Annotated in this window: 25 protein-coding genes; 12 read left to right on the top strand and 13 right to left on the bottom strand. The window is 69.9% G+C overall.

Going from position 1 to position 25,316, the window contains the following annotated elements:
- The first annotated feature begins 9 nt into the window (after positions 1 to 9).
- The 4 genes from J4573_RS55155 (at position 10) to J4573_RS05110 (ending at position 3,262) form a co-directional block, all read left to right on the top strand.
- Complete coding sequence (locus J4573_RS55155) at positions 10 to 393, top strand: MerR family transcriptional regulator (protein WP_208254063.1); 384 nt, start codon at positions 10 to 12, stop codon at positions 391 to 393.
- Between the two features lie 69 nt (positions 394 to 462).
- Positions 463 to 717, top strand: a complete 255-nt coding sequence (locus J4573_RS05120; protein ID WP_208254062.1) for a hypothetical protein — start codon at positions 463 to 465, stop codon at positions 715 to 717.
- Positions 718 to 761: 44 nt separating this feature from the next.
- Entirely contained in the window at positions 762 to 1,724 is a 963-nt protein-coding gene (locus J4573_RS05115) for a sigma-70 family RNA polymerase sigma factor (RefSeq protein ID WP_208254061.1), read from the top strand.
- 65 nt (positions 1,725 to 1,789) lie between these two features.
- Positions 1,790 to 3,262: an MFS transporter gene (locus tag J4573_RS05110; RefSeq protein ID WP_208254060.1), complete on the top strand. Its 1,473-nt coding sequence runs from the start codon at positions 1,790 to 1,792 to the stop codon at positions 3,260 to 3,262.
- Here the strand turns inward: J4573_RS05110 and J4573_RS05105 are convergent.
- Entirely contained in the window at positions 3,238 to 5,427 is a 2,190-nt protein-coding gene (locus J4573_RS05105; RefSeq protein ID WP_208254059.1) for an MMPL family transporter, read from the bottom strand. The two genes, J4573_RS05110 and J4573_RS05105, sit on opposite strands and share 25 nt — an antisense overlap.
- A gap of 93 nt (positions 5,428 to 5,520) precedes the next feature.
- Between J4573_RS05105 and J4573_RS05100 the strand changes: the two genes are divergently transcribed.
- Positions 5,521 to 6,105: a TetR/AcrR family transcriptional regulator gene (locus J4573_RS05100; RefSeq protein WP_208254058.1), complete on the top strand. Its 585-nt coding sequence runs from the start codon at positions 5,521 to 5,523 to the stop codon at positions 6,103 to 6,105.
- Positions 6,106 to 6,155: 50 nt separating this feature from the next.
- Here J4573_RS05100 and J4573_RS05095 read toward each other — a convergent pair whose 3' ends face one another.
- From J4573_RS05095 to J4573_RS05060, 8 genes are all read right to left on the bottom strand, one after another.
- Complete coding sequence (locus J4573_RS05095) at positions 6,156 to 7,421, bottom strand: ABC transporter ATP-binding protein (RefSeq protein ID WP_208254057.1); 1,266 nt, start codon at positions 7,419 to 7,421, stop codon at positions 6,156 to 6,158.
- Between the two features lie 86 nt (positions 7,422 to 7,507).
- Positions 7,508 to 8,929: an MFS transporter gene (locus J4573_RS05090; RefSeq protein WP_208254056.1), complete on the bottom strand. Its 1,422-nt coding sequence runs from the start codon at positions 8,927 to 8,929 to the stop codon at positions 7,508 to 7,510.
- Between the two features lie 4 nt (positions 8,930 to 8,933).
- Complete coding sequence (locus tag J4573_RS05085; protein WP_208254055.1) at positions 8,934 to 9,650, bottom strand: urease accessory protein UreD; 717 nt, start codon at positions 9,648 to 9,650, stop codon at positions 8,934 to 8,936.
- Positions 9,647 to 10,306, bottom strand: a complete 660-nt coding sequence (gene ureG / locus J4573_RS05080) for an urease accessory protein UreG (protein WP_208254054.1) — start codon at positions 10,304 to 10,306, stop codon at positions 9,647 to 9,649. Before ureG ends, J4573_RS05085 begins: the two co-directional genes overlap by 4 nt.
- 16 nt (positions 10,307 to 10,322) lie before the next feature.
- A complete protein-coding gene (locus J4573_RS05075; protein WP_243772481.1) occupies positions 10,323 to 11,183 on the bottom strand; it encodes an urease accessory protein UreF in 861 nt (286 codons plus the stop codon).
- Complete coding sequence (locus tag J4573_RS05070; protein ID WP_208254053.1) at positions 11,183 to 12,901, bottom strand: urease subunit alpha; 1,719 nt, start codon at positions 12,899 to 12,901, stop codon at positions 11,183 to 11,185. The genes J4573_RS05075 and J4573_RS05070 overlap by 1 nt, the downstream gene beginning before the upstream one ends.
- Positions 12,894 to 13,262: an urease subunit beta gene (locus J4573_RS05065; RefSeq protein WP_208254052.1), complete on the bottom strand. Its 369-nt coding sequence runs from the start codon at positions 13,260 to 13,262 to the stop codon at positions 12,894 to 12,896. Before J4573_RS05065 ends, J4573_RS05070 begins: the two co-directional genes overlap by 8 nt.
- The gene (locus tag J4573_RS05060; RefSeq protein WP_208254051.1) at positions 13,259 to 13,561 is read right to left on the bottom strand and encodes an urease subunit gamma; all 303 of its coding nucleotides are present in this window, start codon (positions 13,559 to 13,561) and stop codon (positions 13,259 to 13,261) included. Before J4573_RS05060 ends, J4573_RS05065 begins: the two co-directional genes overlap by 4 nt.
- Positions 13,562 to 13,739: 178 nt before the next feature.
- On the opposite strand from J4573_RS05060, the gene J4573_RS05055 reads away from it, so the two are divergent.
- Together J4573_RS05055 and J4573_RS05050 are read left to right on the top strand one after the other, a co-directional pair.
- Positions 13,740 to 15,302 (top strand): purine-cytosine permease family protein, encoded by a 1,563-nt coding sequence (locus tag J4573_RS05055; RefSeq protein ID WP_243772480.1) that lies wholly within the window; start codon positions 13,740 to 13,742, stop codon positions 15,300 to 15,302.
- A 247-nt stretch (positions 15,303 to 15,549) separates the two neighbouring features.
- Positions 15,550 to 17,112, top strand: a complete 1,563-nt coding sequence (locus J4573_RS05050; protein WP_208254049.1) for a M20/M25/M40 family metallo-hydrolase — start codon at positions 15,550 to 15,552, stop codon at positions 17,110 to 17,112.
- 28 nt (positions 17,113 to 17,140) lie between these two features.
- On the opposite strand, the gene J4573_RS05045 is transcribed toward J4573_RS05050, so the two are convergent.
- The 3 genes from J4573_RS05045 to J4573_RS05035 are packed head-to-tail and all read right to left on the bottom strand — an operon-like array spanning position 17,141 to position 19,027.
- Positions 17,141 to 17,713, bottom strand: coding sequence for a putative glycolipid-binding domain-containing protein (locus J4573_RS05045; RefSeq protein WP_208254048.1), 573 nt, complete (start codon positions 17,711 to 17,713; stop codon positions 17,141 to 17,143).
- On the bottom strand, positions 17,706 to 18,284 hold the full coding sequence (locus J4573_RS05040) for a GrpB family protein (RefSeq protein ID WP_208254047.1): 579 nt from the start codon (positions 18,282 to 18,284) through the stop codon (positions 17,706 to 17,708). The genes J4573_RS05045 and J4573_RS05040 overlap by 8 nt, the downstream gene beginning before the upstream one ends.
- Positions 18,284 to 19,027 carry an SCO6745 family protein gene (locus J4573_RS05035; RefSeq protein ID WP_208254046.1) on the bottom strand — a complete coding sequence of 248 codons (744 nt, stop codon included), beginning with the start codon at positions 19,025 to 19,027 and terminating at the stop codon, positions 18,284 to 18,286. Before J4573_RS05035 ends, J4573_RS05040 begins: the two co-directional genes overlap by 1 nt.
- Before the next feature lie 169 nt (positions 19,028 to 19,196).
- Between J4573_RS05035 and J4573_RS05030 the strand changes: the two genes are divergently transcribed.
- The 3 genes from J4573_RS05030 (at position 19,197) to rpoD (ending at position 23,305) form a co-directional block, all read left to right on the top strand.
- Positions 19,197 to 20,183 (top strand): LAGLIDADG family homing endonuclease, encoded by a 987-nt coding sequence (locus tag J4573_RS05030; RefSeq protein WP_243772479.1) that lies wholly within the window; start codon positions 19,197 to 19,199, stop codon positions 20,181 to 20,183.
- Between the two features lie 39 nt (positions 20,184 to 20,222).
- Positions 20,223 to 22,088, top strand: coding sequence for a DNA primase (dnaG, locus tag J4573_RS05025; protein WP_208254044.1), 1,866 nt, complete (start codon positions 20,223 to 20,225; stop codon positions 22,086 to 22,088).
- A gap of 71 nt (positions 22,089 to 22,159) precedes the next feature.
- Positions 22,160 to 23,305 (top strand): RNA polymerase sigma factor RpoD, encoded by a 1,146-nt coding sequence (rpoD, locus tag J4573_RS05020; protein WP_208254439.1) that lies wholly within the window; start codon positions 22,160 to 22,162, stop codon positions 23,303 to 23,305.
- Between the two features lie 86 nt (positions 23,306 to 23,391).
- Here the strand turns inward: rpoD and J4573_RS05015 are convergent, their stop codons facing one another.
- On the bottom strand, positions 23,392 to 24,351 hold the full coding sequence (locus tag J4573_RS05015; protein ID WP_208254043.1) for an LLM class F420-dependent oxidoreductase: 960 nt from the start codon (positions 24,349 to 24,351) through the stop codon (positions 23,392 to 23,394).
- Positions 24,352 to 24,418: 67 nt separating this feature from the next.
- Between J4573_RS05015 and J4573_RS05010 the strand changes: the two genes are divergently transcribed.
- The gene (locus J4573_RS05010) at positions 24,419 to 24,781 is read left to right on the top strand and encodes an avidin-fold protein (protein ID WP_243772478.1); all 363 of its coding nucleotides are present in this window, start codon (positions 24,419 to 24,421) and stop codon (positions 24,779 to 24,781) included.
- Between the two features lie 37 nt (positions 24,782 to 24,818).
- Entirely contained in the window at positions 24,819 to 25,277 is a 459-nt protein-coding gene (locus J4573_RS05005) for a YbjQ family protein (RefSeq protein ID WP_208254042.1), read from the top strand.
- The last annotated feature ends 39 nt before the right edge of the window (positions 25,278 to 25,316 follow it).

The raw sequence follows: 25,316 nt of genomic DNA, 5'->3' as shown, positions 1-25,316 counted from the left end.
GCTGGGGGCGTGAGCACCTACTCTCCTGGCGAGACGGCCGTGAAGAGCGGCTTCAGCATCGACACCCTCCGGTACTACGAGAAGATCGGGCTGCTGTCGGACATCGCCCGGAACGCGTCCGGGCGGCGTGTGTTCAGCGACGGCGACCTGGCGTGGCTGGGAATGCTGCGCTGCCTGCGCGACACCGGGATGCCGATCGCCGAGATGCTGCGCTACTCGGAGCTGGCGCGGGGCGGCAACGAGACCGTTCAGGAGCGGCTGGACCTGCTGCAGTCGCACGACCAGCGGATCGACGAGCAGATCGCGGTGCTGCGCGCCCAGCAGGAGCACATCAAGTGGAAGATCGGCTTCTATGAGGAGCTGAAGGACCAGGACTGCCCGACGCCCGGCTGATCGCCCTCCGGCTGATCGCCTGAGTGGAACGGGATGGAACGCCCTACAGGTAGGAGAAGGGGGCGTTCCATGAGAGTCGGCCAAGTTGTGATCATCGCGCTGGCGGCGGTGCTGGGCGTAATGGTCGTTCTGCTCTTGATCGCGGTCGGCGGTGTGGCCCTCGCGGCGACCAACGGTGACCTCTACGTCGGGCATGCGACCGCGACGACCAACGGCACCCTGCACGTCGGCAGCCATACGGCCGCGGAGAACGACGGCGACCTGCGTGTCGGCCATGTCCTTGCGGAGAACAACGGCGACATTCACATCGGCCACGTGGGTTAGCCGCTGCGCGATGACTTCGTGGGCGCTCGTGGGTCTCTACAGGCATGGGGTTGTCCGACGAGGAGTTCACCCGGCTCGTTGATCCGTTCCGGCCGGGGCTGCTGGCGCACTGCTACCGGATGCTGGGGTCGGTTCACGATGCCGAGGACGCGGTGCAGGAGACCTATCTGCGCGCCTGGCGGTCGTTCGACGGCTTCCAAGGGCGGTCGTCGCTGCGCAACTGGCTCTACAGGATCGCGACCAACCGGTGCCTGACGGCGATCGAGCGGCGGGGGCGCAGGCCGTTGCCGTCGGGGCTGGGCGGTCCGAGTGACGACGTGCACGCCGAGCTGGCGGAACGGCCCGAGATCAGCTGGCTGGAGCCCGTTCCGGACGCGCTGTTCGTGGCCGAGCCGGCGGACCCGGCGGCGGTCGTCACGGCGCGGGGAAGTCTGCGGCTCGCGCTGGTCGCGGCGATGCAGCATCTGTCGGCGCGGCAGCGCGCGGTCCTGATCATGCGTGAGGTGCTGGAGTGGCCCGCGGCCGAGGTCGCCGAGGTGCTCGGTACGACGCCCGCCGCAGTCAACAGCCTGCTGCAGCGGGCGCGGGCACAGGTCGCCGAGTCGCTGGTGGACGAGGAGGAGGTCAGCGAGCCGAGCGGGGTGCGCGCTGTGCTCGACCGCTACACCAAGGCGTTCGAGAACGCCGACCTGGAAGGGCTGCGGGAGCTGCTGGTCTCCGACGCGGTGGTGGAGATGCCGCCGTTCGCCACCTGGTTCCGGGGCCGCGAGATGCTGCTGGCGTTCCTGAAGACCAAGTGCCTCGACGGAGAGGCGAGGTACCGGACGATCCAGGTCTCAGCCAATGGGCAGCCCGCGCTCGCGGCGTACCGGCGCAACCCGGACGGAACCCATGAGGCCGAGTCCATCCAGGTCCTCACGGTGACCGCGCGGGGGATCACGCGCATCACCGCGTTCCTCGATCCAGGGATCTTCGCGATTTTCGGCTTGCCGTCGACGCTGGTGTGATGAATCGACGCCACCCGCCGGGGTCTCAACCAGTAGACGGCTGAGACGAAACGGAGTGGCCGAAGATGTCGGAACGAAAGTGGACCATGGTCCTCGCGCCGATCGGGGTGTTCCTCACCTCGCTCGACGTGGTGGTCGTGGCGACGGCGCTGCCGGTGCTGCGCACCAAGCTCGGCGCGAGCCTCGCCGACCTCGAATGGACGATCAACGCCTACAACCTGGTGTTCGCGTGCCTGATGCTGACCGGCGCGGCGCTCGGCGACCGGTTCGGGCGGCGGCGGATGTACGTGGCGGGGCTGACGGTGTTCAGCCTGGCGTCGGCCGCGGAGGCGCTGTCGACGAGCGCCGAGCAGCTCATCGTCGCGCGCGTGGTGCAGGGCGTGGGCGCGGCCGTGGTGCTGCCGCTGACGCTGACCCTGATCACCCAGGCGTTCCCCGCCGGGAAGCGCGGGATGGCGATCGGGATCTGGGGCGGCGTGTCGGGCCTCGGCGTCGCGGCCGGGCCGGTGGTCGGCGGCGCGATCACCGAGGGCCTGTCCTGGCAGTGGATCTTCTGGGTGAACGTGCCGGTCGGCCTCGCGGTCGCCGTGCTGTCGGCGCTCAAGCTGAAGGAGAGCCGCGGGGCGCGTACGGAATTGGACATCGTCGGGCTGATCCTGGCGGGTGCGGGGGTCTTCGCGCTGGTCTGGGCGCCCGCGCGGGCGCCGTCGGCCGGCTGGGGCAGCGCCGAGGTGATCGGCGCGCTGGCCGCCGGGGCGGTGCAGGTCGCCGCGTTCCTGGTGTGGGAACGGCGGTCGCGGCATCCGATGGTGCCGCTCGCCTACTTCCGGCGGCGCGGCTTCGCGATGGCGAACGCAGTGGCGTTCATCCAGAACGTCTCGCTGATCGGATCGCTGTTCATCATCTCGCAGCTGTTCCAGATCGGGCTCGGCTACTCGCCGCTGCAGGCGGGCCTGCGGATCCTGGTGTGGAACGGCACGCTGATGGTCACCGCGCCGATCGCGGGCGCGCTGGCGGACCGGTACGGGAACAGGCCGTTCATGGTCCTCGGCGTGCTCATGCAGGCGGGCGGCCTCGCCTGGCTGGCGGCGAGCGTGGAGGACGGGGTCGGGTACGGGAGCCTGGTCGTGCCACTGATCGTCGCGGGCGTGGGCATCTCGATGGTCTTCCCGACGGTCGCGAACCTGGTCACCGGCTCGCTGCCGGACGAGGACGCGGGCGTCGCGGCGGGCGTCAACAGCGCGATGCGGGAGCTGGGCAGCGTCTTCGGCGTCGCGATCATCGCGCTGGTGTTCGCGAACGCGGGGAGCTACGCCTCGCCCGGCTCGTTCATCGACGGCTTCGTGCCCGCGATGTGGGTCGCGGCCGCCGTGGCCCTGGCAGCGGCGCTTCCCGCGCTGCTGTCCCCGGCCACGACGACCGCTTCCGGCGCTCCTGCCGCTCCCGCTGGTTCCGCTGCTCCCGCGGATGCGGATGCGGATGCGGCCGCGGAGCCGGAGCCGGGGCCCGTACGTCAGCGCGAGGCCAGCTCCGGCTGACGGTCCACGTCGCGCTCCAGGGCCGTGCCCTCCATGTCCACGTTGGGCACGGCCCGTTCGAGGGAACGCGGGAACCACCAGGCCGCGCGGCCCAGCAGCGCCATCACGGCCGGGACCAGCGCCATCCGCACGAGGAACGCGTCCACGAGCACGCCGACGGCGAGCGCGAACCCGATCGGCTGCACGCCGGGGTCGTGCCCGAACGCGAAGCTGCCGAACACCGAGATCATGATGAGCGCGGCGGCGGTGACCACGCGGGCGCCGTTGCCGAAGCCGGTGACGACGGCCGTGCGCGGGTCGGCGCCGTGGGCGTGCTCCTCCTTCATCCGCGAGACCAGGAAGAGCTGGTAGTCCATGGCGAGGCCGAACAGCACGCCGATCAGCAGGATCGGCAGGAAGCTGGCGATCGGACCGACCTTGGTCACCGGGAAGATCTCGGTCAGCCAGCCCCACTGGTAGACGGCCACGACCGCGCCGGTCGAGGCGGCGATGCTCAGCAGGAAGCCCGCGATCGCCGTGATCGGGACCAGGATCGAACGGAACGCCAGGGCCAGGAGCAGCAGCGAGATCCCGACGACCACGGCGAGGAACGGAGGCAGGGCGTCGCCGAGCTTCTTGGAGATGTCGATGTTGGCGGCGGCCGTTCCGGTGACGGAGACGTCCGGCAGGTCGCGGATCGAGGAGACCAGGTCCTCGGTCGACTCGTCGTTCGGGCCGCCCTTGGGGATCACGGTGATCACGGCGGTGTCGCCTGAGGTGGAGGGCTCGAGGATGGTCGCCACGTCGGGCATCGTGGCGAGCTTCTGGGCCACCGGCTGGGCGTTGCGTACGTCGGTGACGGCGAGGAGCGGGCCGTTGAAGCCGGGCCCGAAGCCGTCGCTGATCAGGTCGTAGGCCTTGCGGGGCGAGGTGCCCTCGGCGTACGAGCCGCCGCTCGGAAGGCCGAGCCGCAGGTCAGTGGCCGGGATCGCCAGCACGCCGAGGACCGAGAGCCCAGCGACCAGGACCGCCCAGGGCCGGCGAACGACGAAGCGAGCCCAGCGTTCACCGGCGTTGCCGGTATTGCTGCCATCCTCACCGCGCTGGCGGCGGCTGAGGCCGGGAAGGCGTAGGCCGGGAAGGCGTAGGCCGGGAAGGCGTAGGCCGGGGATGCGTAGGCCGGGGATGCGGAGGCCGGGGATGCGGAGGCGTTCGACGCGGCGGCCGGCGAAGCCGAGCAGCGCGGGCAGCAGGGTCACCGCCACCAGCATCGCGACCACCACCGCGCCCGCCGCCGACAGGCCCATCGCGGTCAGGAACGGTACGCCGGCGACGGTCAGCCCGGCGAGCGCGACGACGACCGTTCCACCGGCGAAGATCACCGCGCTGCCCGCGGTGCCGTTGGCGAGCGCGGCGGCGTCCTCGGGGGCCATGCCGTTCCGCAGGTTCTGGAGGTGGCGCGAGACGATGAACAGCGCGTAGTCGATGCCGACGGCCATGCCGATCATGACGGCCAGCACGGGCGCGGTCGAGATGATCTCGAACCGGCCGGTGAGCGCCATCAGCGCGGTGATCGAGACGCCGACGCCGACGATCGCGCTGAGCAGTGGCAGCCCGGCCGCGATGAGCGTGCCGAACGTGATGAGCAGCACGAGCACCGCGACGCCCACACCGATCACCTCGCCGCCGCCCACCTCGACGGACGGCTGGAACGCGTCGCCGCCGTACTCCACCTGCACGCCCGGCACGTGGGAGGCGTCCTTGACGGCCTGCCGTGTCGCCTCGCTCAGGTCGTCGGTCTTGCGGTCGAAGGTCACCTGGGCGAACGCGATGCGCCCGTCCTTGGAGACCGCGTGGGCCTTGAACGGGTCCAGGACGCCGGTCACACCCTCGACCTTGCCGATCGCCTGAACGGCCGGGGCCACCTTGGCGGGGTCGAGCCGTTCACCCGGCTCGGCGGCGAAGACCACCTGGCCGGAGGAGTCGGCGTACTGGGGGAGTGCGCCGGAGATCTTGTCCATCGTCGCCTGGGCCTCGGTGCCCGGCACGCGGAACTCGTCGCTGGTCTTGCCGGAGAACGCGCCCGCCGCGCCGCCGAGCGCGGCCAGCACCACCAGCCACAGGCTCAGGACGAGGATGCGCCGCCGGTAGGAGAACCGGCCGATCCGCTGCAGAAAAGTCGCCATGAGCGGGACTATACGAGCGACTTGGTCGAGTGACAAAGTCGAATGACTAAGTCAGTGGCTCAAATCACACTGATGCGGCGCTACGCTTGGGTCATGGCCCACGTCCCCGCCGCCGAGCGCCGCCCGCAACTCGTTCAGGCAGCCATCGAGCTGATGGCCCGCGAGGGGCTGGAGGCCGGCAGCACCCGCGCCATCGCGGCCGAGCTGGGCGTGGCCCAGGCGACGGTGCACTACACGTTCGGCAGCAAGCGCGACCTCTACCGCGCGGTGATGGAGCAGATGACGGCCGACCTGGTCGACCAGGTCTGCGCCGCCGCCCCCGAGAACCTCGACTTCGAGAGCTCGCTGCGTGTGATGGCCGAGGCCCTGTGGGAAGGCATGCGCAAGCAGCCCGGCCGGTACGTGCTGTACGTGGAACTGGCCACGCACGCCTACCGCAACCCGGAGATGCTCGACGTGATCGCGGCCCACCAGAAGCACATGCACGAGACGGCAGCCGCGCTCATCAACGAGCTGGCCGAACAGACCGGCCGCTCCCTGCGCATCGAGGCCACCGCGATCGCCCGCTTCTTCCTCGCGGGCTTCGACGGCCTGGCCCAGAACCACCTCACCGCCGGCGAGACCCACGCCGCCGCCGACCTGCAACGCCTGGTAGAAGCCACCGTCGCCCTCGCCTGACCCCGGGCGGGGCAGCGGCCGCGTCTGCTCCGGGCGCCTGGCCCTCGGGGTCAGCGGCGGACGGGGTCCACTCGGCGGCCGTCGGGGGAGAAGACGAGCAGGCGGTCGAGGTCGACGGAGAGGCGGACCTGGTCGCCGCGGGCCGGGCGGTCGCCGGTGGTGATGCGGAAGATCAGGTCCGTGCGGCGGTGGTGGCCGGTGTGCTCGGGGCCCGGGTCGGGGTCGTTCACCGGGCGGCCCAGCATCGCGCGCATCCGGTCGCCCAGGCCGAGCTGGTGCGCGGCGGCCGGGACGGCGGCGCGTTCGGGGGCGACGTCGTGCGCGTCGACCAGGGCGATGCCCGCCTCGGCGTACGCGAGCCACTCGTGGCCGTGGAACTCCAGTGTCCGGACCTGGCCGGTCAGCTCCGGCCCATGCGCCGGGCCGGTGACCGTGGTGAGCGCGTCGGCGCGCAGGCCCACGATGATCGGCCGTCCGTGGTGGCTGATGAGGCCGGTCGCGCGCGGGTCGTCCCACGGCAGCCTGAGCTGGTGCGGGCCGAGCTCCAGGATCACGCCCTGGTCCTGAACGGCCCACGCCGTGGCGCGCAGCAGGTTGATCGGCGGCGAGCTGAGGAACGCGGCGACGAACACCGTGGCCGGGTCGTGGTAGATCTGCTCAGGCGTTCCCACGTCCTCCAGGATGCCGTCGCGCAGCACCGCGATCCGGTCGGCCATCGTCATCGCCTCGACCTGGTCGTGCGTGACGTACACCGTGGTCGCGCCGGTCGCGCGGACCAGCGCGGCGATCTCCACGCGCAGCTCGGCGCGCAGGCCCGCGTCCAGGCTGGAGAGCGGCTCGTCCATCAGGAACACTGACGGCTCGCGGATCAGCGCCCGGCCCATCGCGACCCGCTGCCGCTGGCCGCCCGACAGCGTCCCAGGCAGCCGGTCCAGCATCGAGTCGAGGCCGAGGGCTCTTGCCAGTTCCACGACCTTGCCGCGCGCGCCCGCCGGGTCGTCCTTGCTGACCTCCAGCGGGAACATCATGTTGCCGCGCACGCTGCGGTGCGGGTAGAGCGCGCCGTTCTGAAAGACCATTGCCACGTTCCGCTCGCGCGGCGGCAGCTCGTTGGCCATCGTTCCGCCGAGCCACAGGTCGCCCGAGGTGATCTCCTCAAGCCCGGCGATCATGCGGAGCACGGTCGACTTGCCGCAGCCCGACGGCCCGAGCAGCACGAAGAGCTCTCCGTCGCGAATGCGCAGCCCGAGGTCTCGTACCGCGTGCTGGTCGCCCGGATACACCTTGTTGACACCGTCGAGCACCACATCGGTCATCGGGGCCACCTCGGGACTGGCGAAAAGTCCGGCCCGCCGATCTCACCGCGCGTTCGCTGTTTTGTCCAGGGTTCGACGGAGGTCGTTCAACATGGTCTGGCCTGCTCGTTCTTGACTGGAGGGGTGACGGGTCCGGTCACCCCCTGTGAGGTTCCGCCACGCCGTGACACCGCCACGACGGCCGCTGTCGCGACCACGCCGAAGCCGCCGAGCGCCAGGCAGACCGTGTGGAGCGCGCTCGTGTAGTCGGGCCCTTCGAGCAGGTCACCGCTGAGCGAGGCCAGGATCGCGCCGACCACGGCGATCCCGACGGTCTCGCTGGCCAGGCGTGCGGCGCTGAACATCCCGGACGCCGTACCGGCCTGCTCGGGTTCGACCGCGCCGATCGCCAGGCCGTCCATCAGGCCCGTCGACAGGCCGAAGCCCGCGCCGGTCAGCGCGAGCGGGACGGCGAGCGTCAGCGGCGTGCTGTCCGGGCCGATCGTGGTCAACGACAGGACGCCGACGCTGGTCACCGCCACCGAGCCCGCGACCAGCCAAATGATCGGCACCCGCTTGGCCAGCGCCGCCCCGGCCGTCGGCAGCAGAACGGTCGGCGCGGTCAGCATGAGCAGCCAGATGCCTGCGGTGCCGGCGTCCAGCCCGACGTTCGCGATCAGATAAGAGGGCAGGTAGACCAGCAGCGGTACGAGAACGACCACGATCGCCGCCGCCGCGATGGCCATCGACAGGAAGCGCGGGTTGGCCAGCAGGCCGAGCTCGAACATCGGATCGTCCACCCGGCGTTCGACATAGGTGAACAGGGCGCCCAGCGCTATCCCGCCCACGAACGCCGCGACGATCACCGGATGCCCGAAGCCCAGCTCCGGGCCTTGGACGAACGCGAAGATCACCAGCAGCAGCCCGCCGGTGAACAGCGCCGCGCCCAGCCAGTCGACCCGCCGCCCGTGCGCGCCCGCGGCCTTGGGCAGCGCGGGAACGCCCAGCAGCACGAGCCCGGCGAGCGCCGCCGGGACCGCGAACACGCCGCGCCAGCCGAACGCGTCCACCAGCGCGCCGCCGACCGTGGGGCCGAACGCGAGCCCGACTCCGAGCGTGGTTCCGACCAGCCCGAACGCCTTCACCCGCGCCTGACCGGTGAACGTGTCCGCGATGATCGACGACCCGCTGGTCACCGTCGCCGCCGCGCCGATCCCGCCGAGCAGGCGCACGGCGTTCAGCAGCACGATGTCCCCGGCCAGCGAGCACACCACCGCCGAGCCGAAGAACAGCACCACGCCCGACGCGAAGACCCGGCGCCTGCCGAGGACGTCCGCCAGGGACCCGGCCAGCACCAGGAAGCTGGCGAACGTGGCGTTGTAGCCGTTCACCACCCACTGCGTCGCCGCCAGGCTGGAATGCAGGTCGTCCCTGATATCCGGCAGCGCGACCGACGCGCCCGTGATCGTCAGGGGGAAGGTGAGGAACGGCAGCAGGACGATGGGGAGAACGAGAGCGCGCCGAGTCACCCCGTCACGCTACTTGTGCCGCCTCAGCGCGGTCGAGCCGGCGCCGGAGCTCAGCGGAGTCGTCCGCGGTCACCGTTATGAGCACGCCTGGACCCGCTAGCGGAAGTACGGAAACGCCATCGGCGGCATAGGGATCGCGGGGGAGACCCGTTCCGACGAGCAGGAGGCTGCCCACCGCCTTGGCGTCCCCGAGGACCGCGCTGGTGGCGAAGACATCCGGGTCGTGCAGGCACAGTTCGTGCCGGAGCAGCGGAACGCCCTCGATGGTCACGTCGAAGCGGCTGCTGTGGCGGCCCGGGACTTCCTTATGCCGCCCAAGAATCAGCTCCTCCCGCCACCGCAATGTCGCCCCTTCTCCCAGCGCGATGTCAGCGACCGCCCGGTGATGGCAGCCCTTAGCCGCAACAGTCGGTTCGGGCGCGAAGTCCAGATGCCCGCCCTCTCCGACCGTCGCCCGTATGGCCAGGCAGGACTCTCCCCTGCCGGGCAGGGCGAGGGCGGCCGCGGTCGACCGAACGTTCAGCCGCGCACCCGGCCCGACCACGATGTCCAGCTCCAGGTCATCGCCGCCCAAGGGTCCGGCCGCCGCGCCCACCAGGTAGACCGCCTCAGCCGTCTCGCGCAGCGCTATCGGCCCGTCCGAACGCAGCCGAGTCACCCGGGTCGTGTCTCCGGACCGTTCAGCGGCCAACCCGGCGCGGGCCGTGTAGAGACGCGTCATGCGAGCGCGGGCGCCTTGAGGATCGTCCGCACCCAGTCGGCGACCTCGGGCGCGCCGGGCCGTTCGCGCAGCGAGCTGAGGCTGACCGGCTTGCCGTCCCTGACGCGCGCGGCATCCCGTTCCATCAGCTCAAGGTCGCTGCCGACGAACGGCGCGAGATCGGTCTTGTTGATGACCAGCAGATCGGCCTTCGCCACCCCCAGCCCACCCTTGCGCGGAACGTCGTCGCCGCCCGCCACGTCCAGCACGAAGATCTGCCGGTCCGCGAGGCCCTGGCTGAAGAGCGCGGTCAGATTGTCACCCCCGCTCTCTACGATGACGAGGTCGAGATGGGGGTGGCGGGCCTCCAGCTCTTCAACCGCGTCCAGGTTGGCGGAGATGTCGTCGCGGATCGCGGTGTGCGGGCAGCACCCGGTCCGTACGGCGGTGATGCGGTCGTCCGACAGCACCGCCTCGCGCCTGAGGAAGTCGGCGTCCTCGGTCGTGTAGATGTCATTCGTCACGACGGCGAGGTCGAGCTCCTCGCGCAGCGTGCGGCACAACGCGGCCGTGAGCGCGGTCTTGCCGCTGCCCACCGGGCCGCCGATGCCCAGGCGCAGGGCGCGCCCATGCCTGGGCCCGGCCGTGTGCGGGTCGTGGTCGTGGTTGGCTCCCATGAGCACCTCCAGGTGGTCAGGATTCGAAGAGGCGCAGGTCCGCGCGGACGTGGAGCTCTGCGTGCAGGTCAAGCAAGGGCGCGGACAAGGCCGGCAGCCGCGCCCACTCGTTCGCTCCCGCCTCGGCCGCCCGCCCGGCCGTGGCATCAACCTCAGGCGCCAGCTCGGCGAGCAGCCGATGAACCGCCAACGGATCGAGCCCCAGGAGGCGTACGGCAGCAGAAGCAGGACCAGTCACCGCCTGATAGGCGGCCACCGTAGCCGCCTGCCGCGGCGTCGCATCCGCGGCAGCGGCCGCCGCGCCCAGCACCACGGCATGGTGAGGGGCGGCAACGGCCTCGGTGAGCGCATCCAGCTCCCCATTCCCCGGCCACGTCGTACGAGCCGCCCTCAGCAACGCCCGCCCCTGAGCCCGCGAAGCCGCCCGCTGAGCAGGCGAAGGCGTCCGAGCATCCACCTCCGCATCCAACACCCCCCAACCCCCCTCACCCGCAAGACCGCCCACCCCAGCCAAGGTGGCCACGCCGCCAGCAGCACGCCCATGCTGCGCCGCCGTGCTCTCACCTGCGCGGCCAGGGCCGCTCGCTCCGGCAGCGCTCGCAGCCGATGTGACCGTGCCACCGCCAGCAGCACGCTCGTGCTGCGTTGACGCGCCCTCGCCCACGCCACGGGTCTTGTGGGCGTGGGCGCAGGCGGCGGCGGTTAGGGAGGCGGTTACCAGGGCCGTAGTGGCTAGGCGGCCGCTGAGGAAGGACTTGAGGGAAAGGAGGTCGTGGACGGCGCCGGAGGTCACGGCGGGTTCCAGGCCGCCGGAGTGGGCGTGGCCTCCGGCGGGGAGGCGGGAGTCGGCCAGGAGAAGAAGCGCGGTGGGGATCATCAGAACAGGAAGTAGCGCTGGGCCATGGGGAGCTCGGTGGCGGGGGCGGGCTCCACCTCGTCGCCGTCGATGGAGACGGTGAAGGTGTCCGGGTCCACCTCGATCCTGGGCAGGGCGTCGTTCAGGCGCATGTCCTGCTTGGTGAGGGCGCGGGTGTTGCGGACTGGGAGCAGTGGGCGCTCGACGGCGATCTGGGAGGCCAGGTCGCTCTCCAGAGCGGCCTCGGAGACGAAGTGGAGGGAGGTGCGGGCTGCCACGTTGGCGCCGAACATGGGGCGGGGCAGAACGGGCTGGGGCGTGGGGATGGACGCGTTGGCGTCGCCCATCGCGGCCCAGGCGATCATGCCGCCCTTGACGACGACGTGGGGGCGTACGCCGAAGAAGGCCGGGTCCCACAGGACGAGGTCGGCGAGCTTGCCGGGCTCGACGGAGCCGATCTCGGCGTCCAGGCCGTGCGCGACGGCGGGGTTGATCGTGTACTTGGCGACGTAGCGGCGGGCGCGCAGGTTGTCGGCGCCGGAGTCGCCGGGCAGGGCGCCGCGGCGGCGCTTCATCGCGTGGGCGGTCTGCCAGGTGCGGATCACGGTCTCGCCGATGCGGCCCATGGCCTGGGAGTCGGAGCCGATGATCGAGATCGCGCCGAGGTCGTGCAGGACGTCCTCCGCCGCCATGGTCGTCGGGCGGATGCGCGACTCGGCGAACGCCAGGTCCTCAGGGACCGAGGGGTTCAGGTGGTGGCACACCATGAGCATGTCGAGGTGCTCGTCGAGGGTGTTGACCGTGTGCGGGCGGGTCGGGTTGGTCGAGGAGGGGAGGACGTTGGGGTGTGAGGCGACCGTGATGATGTCGGGCGCGTGCCCGCCACCTGCGCCTTCGGTGTGGTAGGCGTGGATCGAGCGACCCGCGATCGCATTGAGGGTGGACTCCACGTAGCCCGCCTCGTTGAGGGTGTCGGAGTGCAGGGCCACCTGAGTGCCGGACGCGTCGGCGACGCGGAGACAGGCGTCGATCGCGGCGGGCGTCGAGCCCCAGTCCTCGTGCAGCTTGAAGCCGGACGCGCCGGCGCGCAACTGCTCCCAGAGCGCCTCCTCGCCGACGGTGTTGCCCTTGCCGAGCAGCGCCACGTTCACCGGCCAGGAGTCGAGCGACTCCAGCATGCGGTGCAGGTACCAGACGCCCGTCACGGTGGTCGCCTTCGTGCCCTCGGCCGGGCCCGTACCGCCGCCGATGAGGGTCGTCACGCCCGCGCCGAGCGCCTCCTCGATGAGCTGGGGGCAGATCAGGTGAACGTGCGAGTCGACCGCGCCCGCGGTGAGGATCTTGCCGTTGCCCGCGAGGACCTCGGTGGTGGGGCCGATGACCAGGTTCGGGTGGACGCCGTCCATGATGTCGGGGTTCCCGGCCTTGCCGAGCGCCACGATCCGGCCGTCGCGGATGCCGATGTCGGCCTTGATGACGCCCCAGTGGTCGAGCACGATCGCGCCCGTGATGACCAGGTCGAGCGCGCCGTCGGCCCGGGTCGTACGGGCCTGCCCCATCGACTCGCGGATCACCTTCCCGCCGCCGAACACCGCCTCGTCGCCCGCCCCGGAGCCCGCGGCGCCGCGGCTGCGGTCCTCGGTGACCTCGATGAACAGGTCGGTGTCGGCGAGGCGGATCCGGTCGCCGGTCGTCGGGCCGTACAGCTCGGCGTAGCGGGCGCGGCTCAGCTCAGCCATCCAGGGTTCCGTCCTTGCGCAGGCCGGGAACGACGCGGTTCCCGGCGAGAGGTACGAGGGTGACCTCGCGGGTGATGCCCGGCTCGAAGCGCACGGCCGTTCCGGCGGGCACGTCGAGCCGGTGGCCGCGCGCCGCGTCGCGGTCGAAATCGAGCGCGGGGTTGGCGGCGGCGAAGTGGTAGTGCGAGCCCACCTGGACGGGGCGGTCGCCGGTGTTCACGACGGTGAGCGCGATGCGCGGGCGGCCGGGGTTGAGCTCGACCGGTTCCGCGCCGGGAATGACCTCGCCTGGGATGAGGCCTTGGCGGGGTGACGTCTCTTCGGAGGCCTGTCCGGGGGACAGGTCTGGGTTGCCGGTCATGGGATCGGCCGATGGACGGTGACGAGCTTGGTGCCGTCGGGGAAGGTCGCCTCCATCTGGACCGAGTCCAGCATCTCGGGGATGCCCTCCATGACGTCCTCCCGGGTGAGGACCGTACGGCCGGACTCCATGAGCTCGGCCACGGTGCGCCCGTCGCGGGCGCCCTCGAGGATGTGGACCGCGATGATGGCGGTGGCCTCGGGATGGTTGAGGCGCAGACCGCGCGCCCGCCGTTCACGCGCCACCTGCGCGGCGACGTGGATCAGCAGGCGCTCCTGCTCGTGTGGAGTGATCAGCACAGCTCCCGACGGTAGACCCGACACCGGGTGTTCCTGAACGTCCAGTTGCGGATTTAACTTGCATTTCACAAGGCCTGTGAACGGCCTCACGGTCGCCTGGGTCTGGTGTACCCAGCGAGGCGTACTCATACTGAGAGTAATGAGTGCATCGCTGAGTGTTAAGGCGACTTTGGGTTTGGTGCGGCGGTATGGCGGGTGGGCCTCGCGCGAGGCGATCGAGGACTACTCGCTGCGGTACGCGCCGGTGTCCTACCGGAGGTGGTCGCCGTACGCGGTCGCGGTGACGGCGCTCGGCTCCATCGCCTACCTCGCCGACTTCGCGATCGGCGGCTCCATCGCCGTGACGTACGGGATGACCAACGCGGTCGCGGCGATCTGCGCGGCGGCGCTCGTCATCTTCCTGACCGGCATCCCGATCGCGGTCTACTCGGCGCGGTACGCGATCGACATGGACCTGCTGACGCGCGGCGCGGGCTTCGGCTACCTCGGCTCGACGCTCACCTCGCTGATCTACGCCAGCTTCACGTTCATCTTCTTCGCGCTGGAGGGCTCGATCATGGCCCAGGCGCTGGCCGCCGGGCTCGGCGTTCCGCTGCAGCTCGGGTACCTGGTCTGCGCGCTGGTGGTGATCCCGGTCGTGGTGTACGGGATGACCGCGCTGTCGCGGCTCCAGCTGTGGACGCAGCCGGTGTGGCTGGCGCTGATGGTGATCCCGTTCGTCACGCGGCCGCCGGGGGAGTGGCACGGGAGCGGCGGGGTCGGCGGCGGGGATGGCAGCGGGGACGGCGGTGGGTTCACGCTGGTCGGTTTCGGGCTCGGGGCGGGCGTCGCGCTGTCGCTGATCGCGCAGATCGGGGAGCAGGCGGACTACCTGCGCTTCATGCCCGAACGCCGCGCCGGCCGCGGTCGGATCGGCTGGTGGGCCGCCGTGCTGGCCGCAGGGCCCGGATGGGTGGTGCTCGGCGCGCTGAAGCAGCTCGGCGGGGCGCTGCTGGCGGTGGAGATCGTCGACCGGGTCGGCCCGGAGCGCGCCGTACAGCCGATGGAGCAGTACCGCGCGGGCATCGGCGTCACGGCGCTCGCGGTCTTCTTCGTGGTGCTGTCCCAGATCAAGATCAACGTGACGAACGCCTACTCCGGCTCGCTCTCGTGGGCCAACTTCTTCGCGCGCACGCTGCACCGCCACCCCGGCCGGGTGGTCTGGATCTTCTTCAACGTGGGGATCGCGCTGGCGCTGATGGAGCTCGGCGTCTTCGGGCTGCTCAACACCGTGCTGGGCTTCTACTCCAACGTCGCGATCGCGTGGATCGGCGCGGTGTCGGCCGACCTGGCCATCAACAAGCCGCTCGGGCTCAGCCCGCGCGGCGTGGAGTTCAAGCGCGCCTACCTGCACACCATCAACCCTGTCGGCTTCGGCTCGATGGTGATCGCCTCGGCGGTGTCGCTGGCGGCCTACTTCGGCGCGTTCGGCGAACTCGCGCACGCCTTCTCACCGTTCATCGCGCTCGGGCTGGCGATCGCGCTCGCGCCGCTGCTGGCGCTGGCGACGCGCGGCCGCTACTACCTCGCGCGTGAGCGCGACCTGCCGCCGGGCGCGTTGCTGACCTGCGTGGTGTGCGGGCAGGCCTATGAACGGCCCGACGTCGCGGACTGCCCGTTCCACCACGGCGTCATCTGCTCGCTGTGTTGCAGCCTCGAGGCCTCCTGCCACGACCTCTGCAAGACCCAGGACGCGCCATAGCCTCGCGGGTCTCTTAAGACCCATGGGTCTTAAAAGTCCCGAAAAACCCGCTGCTAACCGCTATGGGCATTGACTGCCGGGCCGTCAGCGATCAATGTGCTGAAGATGATCACCGTGAGCCTGGAGGCCGAGGGCTCGCTCCCAGGGACGTGATCGTCGCCTTCTGGCACCGGTGACCGGAGCCGAGCGCGCCCGGGTGGCCCTCCATTTCCACCGGGGCGTACTCCCCCCATGGAGAAGGAGACACATGTCCCAGCACCCCCCGACTCCATCCCCGACTTCCCCGACTCCGTTGTCCCGCCGCGCGTTCCTCGGCCGTACGGGCGCCCTCGTGGGAGGCGGCCTGATCGCCGGTCCCGCCCTGATGGGCGCCGCCGCGTCCGCCGCCCCCGAAGCGGCGACCGCGGGCACCGCGGGCGCACTGGGGCTGGCCCCGGCCGACCTCGAACCGCTCCCGCTCCTGAAGAAGATGCTCGCGTTCGACACCCAGAACTTCGGCGACGGCGGCGTCACGCGGCCGCACGCCGAGATGCTGAAGGCGCTCTGGGACTCGGCCGGCGTCTCCGCCGAGATCATCCCGACCCCCAAGGCCGACAACGTCCACCTGGTCGCGCGGATCAAGGGCACGACCGCCGCGCCCCCGCTGCTGCTGCTCGGCCACTCCGACGTCGTGCCGGTGGAACGATCCAAATGGACCGTCGACCCGTTCGCCGGCATCGTCAAGAACGGCGAGATCTACGGCCGCGGCTCGCTCGACATGAAGGGCGCGAACGCCGCGTTCATCACCGCCCTGCTCCGCCACCTGGGCGAGAAGGCGCGCTTCGACCGCGACATCATCGTCCTCACCGACTGCGACGAGGAGGCCGGCAACTACGGTTCCAGCTGGCTCGCCAAGACCCACTGGGACAAGATCAACGCGGGCATGGTGCTGACCGAGGGCGGCTGGTTCCTCGCGCAGAAGGACCGCGCGACGCCCATGCTCATCACGGTGACCCGCCAGGACAAGGTCTACTTCAACCTCGACCTCGTCGCCGACGGCACCGCCACCCACTCCTCCAAGCCCAACCCCGACTCCGCCATCGCCAAGCTCTCCCGCGCGGTCGCGAGGCTCGACGGCTGGCTGGCCCCGGTCACCCTCACCCCGGTCACCCGCGAGTACTTCTCGGCCATGGCCCGCGCCACCCACGACCACTCGTTCAAGCGCGCCATAGAGCTGCTCCTGAACGCCAAGACCCAACCCCTGCGCGAGCGGGCGGCAGACCTGGTGGTCAAGCGCAGCAGCTACCCGTGGCTGCACCGCGCCCTGCTGCGCACCACCCACGCCTTCGTCATCGAGAACGCGGGCTACAAGGAGAACGTCATCCCCTCCACCGCCACAGTGCGGCTCAACTGCAGGGCCATCCCCGCCGGACAGCGCCCCCGCGACTTCCTGGCCACGATCCGCAAGCTGGTAGACGTCAAGGTCACCCTCGTAGGCAACCCGGGGGAGACCGAGGAGGACGCCCTCAAGCGCCTGGACGAAACCTCTGCCAAGCCACCGTCCTCCATCGACAGCCCGCTCTTCGAGGCCATCAGGGACTCGGCCACCAAGACCTACCCGGACGCGGTCTTCGCCCCGGCCCTCTTCGAGGCGGGCACGAGCCTCGCCCCCTGGACGTCCCGCGGCCTGCCCGGCTACGGCGTCTACCCCTACGTCCTGAACAACGACCAGCTCGTCACCATGCACGGCACCGACGAACGCATCTCCGTAGAGGCCCTCAACCAGGGCACCGACTTCATGTACCGCCTCTTCGAGAAGTTCAAGGTCTGACCGAGGGGGCTAGGGCCTGGCCGAGGGGTCAGGGCCTGACCCTGCTCCCGATGTCCGGGTAGTCCTCCACGATCCCGTCCGTTCCAAAGACGATGTCGCGGGTGAAGCCCGGGCTCGAATAATTGACGACGTCCCGGCGGACGAAGGTGTACGTCTGCCGGGACGGCGTCACCCTTAGATCGGGCACGGAAACCCACGCCATCAGGAACTCCTGCTGGCCGCCCTCCAACAACCCCTCCCGCAGCACCGGCATCGTGTTGGTCAGAGGCGACAACCCCAGATCGCAGTCCAGCGCGCCCTTCAGCTCGTTCACGTCCCCGCCCGGCGGCGGCATCTTCACCTTCCCCGCCGCCCGCGCGCTGATCGTCCACTCGCCCTCGGGCCGGTTGATCAGCTCCAGCGAACGCCGCCACCCGTCCCCGTGCGCCTCCACCAGCAGCCGCGCGGTTACCCACCGGTCACCCGTGGTCAGCTCGTACTCCAGCCGGTACGGCAGCGGATCGCCACCGATCGCCATCCCCGTGGCGGACATCCGACCGTCCCCGAACGAGACGTTCGCGATCTCCGCGCCCTCGGGCTTCACCCACACGACCTCAGTCATGGCGACCTCCTACCCACCCGGTGGCCGCCGCCCACCGTTCGGCCGAGCCCATCAGCACCGGCATCACCGACGCCTTGATCTGCCCGTAGTCGAAAAGATCCGGCACGCTCACCGCGAGCCTCTGCTTGAACGCGCCCCACGCCTCCCGCGCCACCTCATCGGCACGCAGATAGTCGCGGAACAACAACGCGTACCGAGCGTTGGCACCGCCGTCCTCCCGCACATGAACGTTGCATCTACGCGCCCCCACAGGCGGCGCGAAAACCACCTTCCGGCACTCCACACCACCCGAGACCTCGATCCGATTCCACGGCTCAGGCCGTTCCCGGAACCCGATCTCGGCCATCAACGCGCTCACGCGCTCATCAAGCCTCTCGACCCGTACCTGCACGTCGATGCAGTCCTTGGCCGCAAGCCCCGGCACCGAGGTCGACCCCACATGGTCGATCGCCAAGGCCGCCCCGCCCAGAGCGACCCACAACCGCCCGGCCAGCTCCTCGAACTCCCGGGCCCACTCGTCCCGATGCTCGACCACCGCGAGCGGCGAAGCCATCTCGTCCGCGAACGGCATCAGCCGAAGACGACCCGGTCCGCCTTCTGAGCCAGCGCCACCAACTCCTCGGCCTCGCCCTTGTCCAACGAGGCAAAGGCGGGCGCCATCAGCTGATCGGTCAGCCGTTCAGCCTCCGCACGCCGCTCCCGCACCTCCTCGGTCACCTCGGGGAACGGCCGGGGCCACCCGAAGTACTCGGCGTTCGGCTCACCACTGGGCAGGAGCGCCGACGTGCCGCTCAGCACGGCCTCCAGCGGCGACAGCCCGCTCCCCAGCACCGCGACGATGTGCAGCCCGTTCCGCAGCTCCCGTACGATATGAGCGAGCTGGATTGCCCGCGCCGGAGCATCACTCGGCAGCGCCACCGCCCGCCACCCCGCGAAGACCGGCGCGCCGATCACATCCCCGGCGCCCACGACCATCTCCAGCAGCTCGGCCAGCCGCCCCGCCTCGCCGAAGTCACCCAGGACCCGACGCCCGTACGCGTGCGCCACCCCCGCATACTGCTCGGCCGCGATCGCCGCAGGCAGATCCGACCCCGCCTCCCACGCGCTCCGAACGGTCTCGGCAGGAAAGAACCCGGCCGCCGCCGCGACCACATCCGCATCCACATCACCCAGAACGCCAAAGCGCCCCCGGAAATAAGGCGCCCAGCCCTTCAGTCCCGTCGCCTCCGAGAAGCCCTTCGCCTCCCGCGAGATCATGAACCCGCCGCCCAGCCGCCCGATCGGAAGCCCCACCGCCGCCGCGATCTCCTGCATCTGCTCGTCCTCTCCTCGCCCCGACCCTCGACCAGCCCGACCGATCCGACCGGCCCGACCCAACCCGAATCGCACTCTAGTAGGCGACGTTCAGGGTGATCAGCCCACCCGCCCAGCCTCTCGGGCGGAGCCACCGAAAATGTCAGACGGTGTTCGTACGGTTACGCACATGGACGGATCGATCGGATTCACCGCAGAGACGAGGGTCATCACCTGGGAGGGAGCTCGCCCGATCGGCGACCTCGCTGACTCGACTCAGCGAGTGCTGGGCCGGGACGCTCAGTGGCATACGGCGTTCTTCGACGGCAGTGAGCCGGGGACGCCACTTCAGGTGACAGTAGGCCGCAATCGTCAGGTCAAGGAGCTGTTCGCGGCGCCGGAGCAGGTCTGGTTCGTGCGAGAGAGCAACACGGGAGGCAAGAAGCGGGAGCTCACGACGGCTCGGCTGCGGCGAGGCCATCGCCTGGCGGTCGTCTTTCCAGGCAGCCGGGTCCAGCTGACGACGCCGTCTCCCTTCGGTATCGCGCATGGCATCACGTTCGGCGACGGAACGATGAACGGCACCGGGAGCATGGCCACCCTGGACTCGGTCAAGGACATCGGCCTCCTGAAGTGGTTCCCCAACAGCCGAGTGACCCGGAGCATCAAGGAGCGGCCACAGCTCCTGGTTCATCACTTACCTGCGTACTTCAGGAGGCTGCCGCCGCTCGACGAGTCGGTGTCGTATCTGAGCGGGTGGCTTGCCGGCTACCTGGCAGCCGACGGCCATGTGTCCAAGGACGGGACGGTCATGCTCAACTGTGCCCAGCGCGCCGTGCTCGAGTATGTGCGGGTCGTGTGCACGCGCCTCGGCATCGGCACGTACGGGATCACAGAGCAGGTGAGAGAGGGGTTTCCCGGGCGCGAGCCCAGCTCCATCTTCCGCGTGCATTTCGTCAATGAGGACATGACGGAGAGGTTCTTCCTGCTCGACGAGCACCTCGTCAGGTTTCGAGCGGCCACCAAGGCGTACGCCCGTCGGGGCTGGGTCGTCAGATCCGTGACGGAGGGCGTCCGTGCGGAGCGGCTCTTCGTGCCGGTCATGCGGAAAGGTGGCGGGCTGGCCATTGAGGACAACATCCTCGTGGGCGCCACCGGCGGACCGGTTCTGGCGTGATGCGCCGGATGTCGTGGGGCGAGATTAGACTCCATCGTCGTGGCAGGCCGGATTCGCAATGAGGACATCGCGCTCGTACGGGAGCGATCACCGATCGATGAAGTGATCGGTGAGTACCTGCAGCTTCGCAGCGCGGGCGGGGGGAACCTCAAGGGCCTGTGCCCGTTCCACGATGAGAAGTCACCATCGTTCAATGTCACGCCCGTCCGCGGTCTCTACCACTGCTTTGGCTGCTCCGCTGGTGGCGATGTCATCAAGTTCGTGCAGGACATGGAGCATCTGTCGTTCTCGGAGTCGGTGGAGCGGCTGGCCACCAAGGCCGGGATCCAGCTTCGGTACGAGGAGGGCGGGTTCACGCCTCGGCAGGACAGCGGGCAGCGGGCCCGGCTGGTCGAGGCGCACAGGGTGGCGGCGGAGTACTACGCCGAGCAGATGATGTCGGGTGAGGCCGTCATCGGGCGGAAGTTCCTGTCGGAGCGGGGGTTCGAGGCGGCGGACGCGGCTCATTTCGGGGTGGGGTTCGCGCCTCGGGAGTGGGAGGCGCTCGTCCGGCACATGCGGGGGCGGGGGTTCGCCGACAAGGAGCTGGTCGCGGGCGGGCTGGCCAAGGAGGGGCGGCGAGGGCCCATCGACCGGTTCCGTGGGCGGCTCATGTGGCCGATCCGGGATCTGGGCGGGGACGTCATCGGGTTCGGGGCCCGGAAGCTCTACGACGACGATGACGGGCCGAAGTACCTGAACACGCCCGAGTCGCCGATCTTCCACAAGGGGTCGGTGCTGTACGGGGCGGATCTGGCCAAGAAGGAGATCGCCAAGCGGCGGCAGGCCGTTGTGGTGGAGGGGTACACGGACGTCATGGCGGCGCACCTGAGCGGGGTGCCGACCGCTATCGCGACGTGCGGAACGTCCTTTGGGGACGACCACATCAAGATTCTGCGGCGTCTGCTGATGGACCAGGATGAGTTCCGGGGTGAGGTGATCTTCACCTTTGACGGGGACTCGGCTGGTCAGAAGGCTGCCTTGAGGGCGTTCGCGGATGAGCAGAAGTTCGTCACGCAGACGTTCGTGGCGGTGCAGGCGGACGGGCTTGACCCTTGTGACCTGCGGATTCGTCATGGGGATGCGGCCGTTCGGGATCTGGTGGCGTCTCGGCAGCCGCTGTTCGAGTTCGCGGTGCGGAGCGCGATTTCGCAGCACAACCTGGACACGGCTGAGGGGCGGCTGGCGGCGCTGGACGCGGCGGCGCCGATCGTGGCGCGGATCAAGGACCGGGCGCTGCGGCAGATGTACGCGGTGAGCCTGGACCGGTGGCTCGGGATCATGGACGAGCAGTTCGTGCTGCGGCGGGTCAGGGAGCTGGCCGCCAGGGAGCACGGCCGGCGGAACGGGCAGGAACCGGCGGCGGTTCCCGAGCGTCCTGCTTATGACCCCAACGATCCGGAGGTGCTGCGCGAGAGGGAGCTGCTGAAGCTCGCCGTACAGCGACCGGCGCTTTTGGGTCCGGTGTTCGACGAGATTCCGGCCGAGGCGTTTATGGCGCCTCCACACCAGGCGGTCCGGGGAGTCATCGCGGCTGTCGGAGGTGTGACGGTTGTGGCGGGTGCGGCTGAATGGGTGGCATTGCTGCATGAGAACGCCGCGGACGAGCAGGTCAGGGGCCTGATTACGCAGCTTGCGGTGGAGCCGACACGGTCCGCGCAGGAAGCGGATGACCGTTATGCGGGTGAACTGCTGGCCCGAATTAAGGAACGGCAGCTCACACGCATGATCGCGGACGTGAAATCTAAACTCGGACGGCTGAATCCGGTCGAGCAGGCCGAGGAGTACAACAAGCTCTTCGGCGATCTTGTCGCTCTTGAGCAGCAGAGACGGGAGTGGCGCGAGCGAGGGCTTGGGTCCCAGTAAGTCAAGAGACCGCAAAATGGGTCCTGTGATCTAGGGCCTTGGTGTCGCAGACTGTCTCCGTGGGCCCTTCGGTGCTGCCTAGCGAGGCGCCATCGGTTGATCAGGTGGCAGACCTTGTCGCACGTGGCAGAGAACGCGGCGGTGTGACCGTCGATGACGTTGCTGCTGCACTCGATCGCTCCGACTTGCCGGACGACTCCCTGGAAAGAGTCGTCCGGATGCTCGCAGAGCAGGGGGTAGAGGTTCTCGAGTCTCAACAAGAGACCGAGGACGTCACGCGAGCGGACGAGGGAGACCTCGGCAAGCGGGCGCCGACGAGCGACCTGGTCAGGATCTATCTGAGAGAAATCGGTCGCGTACCGCTTCTCACGGCAGAAGATGAAGTAGAACTAGCGAAATCGATCGAGGCGGGTCTGTTCGCCGAGGAGAAGCTGGCGCACACCGCCATCCTCTCCCGGATGGAACAGCTCGACCTCGAACTGCTCTCCCGCGATGGGGTGCGGGCGAAGCAACGCCTGATCGAGGCCAACCTGCGCCTGGTGGTGTCGATCGCCAAACGCTATGTGGGCCGGGGAATGCTCTTCCTCGACCTCATCCAGGAGGGAAATCTCGGACTGATCCGTGCGGTCGAGAAATTCGACTACACCAAGGGATTCAAGTTCTCGACGTACGCCACCTGGTGGATCCGGCAGGCGATCACGAGGGCGATCGCCGATCAGGCGCGCACCATCCGGATTCCCGTGCACATGGTGGAGACCATCAACAAGCTGGTCCGCGTGCAACGTCAGCTGCACCAGGACCTCGGTCGCGAACCCACCCCCGACGAGATCGGCCTCGAGATGGGCCTGTCGCCCATCAGGGTCGTGGAGATCCAACGGATCGCCCAAGAGCCGGTATCCCTGCAATCGCCGATCGGGGAGGAAGACTCCGACCTCGGTGACTTCATAGAGGACGCGGACGCCGTCGTGCCGATCGAGGCCGCGGCGTTCATTCTTCTGCAGGACCAGCTCGAGGACATCCTGGGGACGCTGTCGGACCGTGAGCAGCGCATCATCCAGCTGCGCTTCGGCCTGACGGACGGACATCCGCGCACCCTCGAAGAGGTCGGCCGGGAGTTCGGCGTCACCAGGGAACGGATCCGCCAGATCGAATCCAAGACCCTGGCCAAGTTGCGTCACCCCTCCCGCGCCCAGATGCTCCGCGAGTATCTGGACTAGGGCGGACACGGCACTCCGCCGTGATCACGTGATGACCACCCCGGTCGCGTGATCACGGCGGAGTCCCGCGTTTACGCGGCCTCCGGTCAGGGGGCGAGGGCGCTGAGGGTCTTCTCGCCGCCGGGGTCGCCGTCCGTTGCCGGAACGAGGGCGACCTCGTCGAGGCCGGCTTCCTCGTAGGCGCGCAGCTGCTTCCGTACGGTCGCCAGATCGCCGACCAGGCCGACCTTGCTCGCCGCGTCGAGTGGCAGCGCCGACAGGAGCTCGTCCTGCGGGGCGCCCGACGCGGCGAGTTCCACGGCCTTGCCGAAGCCGGCCTCGGTGAACATCTCGCCGTACCCCGCGACCTCCAGGTAGCCGACCAAGCTCCACATGATCTGGGCGTACGAGGCGGGGTTCGGGTCGACGGCGGCCGGGATCCACGCGGCCAGGCGGGGCGCCGGGCGGCCCACCTCGCGCGCGGCGGTGTCCAGCTTGGCGCGGAACCTGGCGGCCAGCTCGGGCGAGACCAGGTCGAGGACCATCCGGTCGGCGTACCGCGCGGCCGTCTTGATGGCGCGGTCGCCGAACGCGGCGAGCGTGATGTCGCCCGACGGCGGGGTCATCCGCAGCTTGTAGTCGTGCGAGGACAGCACCTCGCCCTGGAAGTCGGCGACCTCTCCGGCGAACAGGCGCCGCAGGACCTGGGCGCTCTCGCCCAGCGCGGTGATCGGCCGCGAACGGGACCGGCCGTGCATGCGTTCGACGACCCGGATCGACGAGCTGCCGAGCGCCACGTTCACCGGCCGGCGTACCAGAGCCTCGGTCGAGGCGGCGGCGCGGGCGATCGAGGTGGGATCCCGTACGGTCACGGGGATCGGCCCGATGGTGAGGTCGACCCGGTCGGTGGCCAGGCCGATCGCGGTGGCGAGCGCGAACGAGTCCCACACGAAGCCCTCGCCGACCCACACCTCCGGATAGCCGTGGCGGTCGGCGGCGGACGCGGTGAGCAGATCTTCGTCGGGCGGGCGGTTCGGGCGGGAGGCGACGACGACTGTGACCTTCATGTGCTCCAACGCTACGTGACGCCACCCCGCTCCGGCCGCTCTGGGCCGTTGACCCTAGGCTGCGGCCATGCAGGGAGAACAGGTGGCGCCTTCGGTCGACGGGCGGCGGTTTCGGGCGGTCGCGGACGTGGCCGGGGGTGAGATCGTTCCGGAGACGCTCTTCGCTTATCACGAGGCGGACGGGGAGATCTGGGCCGAGTACGCGGGCGGCAAGATCCGGCGTGGGCATCTGGTCGGGACGCGCCGGGGGGACGTCCTCGACTTTCGGTACAGCCAGTTGAACGTGGACGGGGAGACCTCTAACGGTCACTGTGTCTCCGCGATCGTGGTGTTGCCGGACGGGCGGCTGCGCTTCGAGGAGTCCTGGGAGTGGGAGTCGAAGGACGGATCGGGCGTGAGCGCGGTCGAAGAGGTCCCGGAAGGAACATGAGGTCACATTTCCGGCGTCGTTCCATTACCTTGGGGACATGCTGATCGTGACGACTGACGGCCTGGCCGGGTACGAGATCCGCAGCGTGCTCGGTGAGGTCCTGGGGGTGGCCGTCCAGACGGATCAGGCGCACGCGCCGCACGGGCAGTCCAGCTCCACGTTCCGGGTGACGGGCGAGCAGGTCGGCGTCGGCCTGGCGGCGACCCGGCGCGAGGCGGTGGAACGCCTCGCGGAGGAGGCGCGGCGCAAGGGCGCGAACGCGGTCGTGGGCATGACCTTCGACACCGCGACGCTGGGCGGTGGGGGCAATGAGGTGTGCGCGTACGGGACGGCCGTCTGGGCCGAGGCGGCGCGCGTGCAGCAGGGGCACTCGGCGACGATGCCGCAGCAGCAGCCGGTGGCCGGGCAGGCGTACGGCGACCCGCAGGGTGCCCCGGGCGGCGCGCCGATGGCGGCGCGCAACATGACCATAGGGGTCAACGACCGCCCTCGGTGACCGGTTCGTTATCGAGGTGGGGCGCTGAGGATCAAGGCC

Origin of the sequence: Actinomadura barringtoniae, from assembly GCF_017573505.1 — a bacterium.
GTDB classification, from domain to species: domain Bacteria; phylum Actinomycetota; class Actinomycetes; order Streptosporangiales; family Streptosporangiaceae; genus Spirillospora; species Spirillospora barringtoniae.
This window is presented reverse-complemented; position numbering and strand designations above follow the sequence as displayed.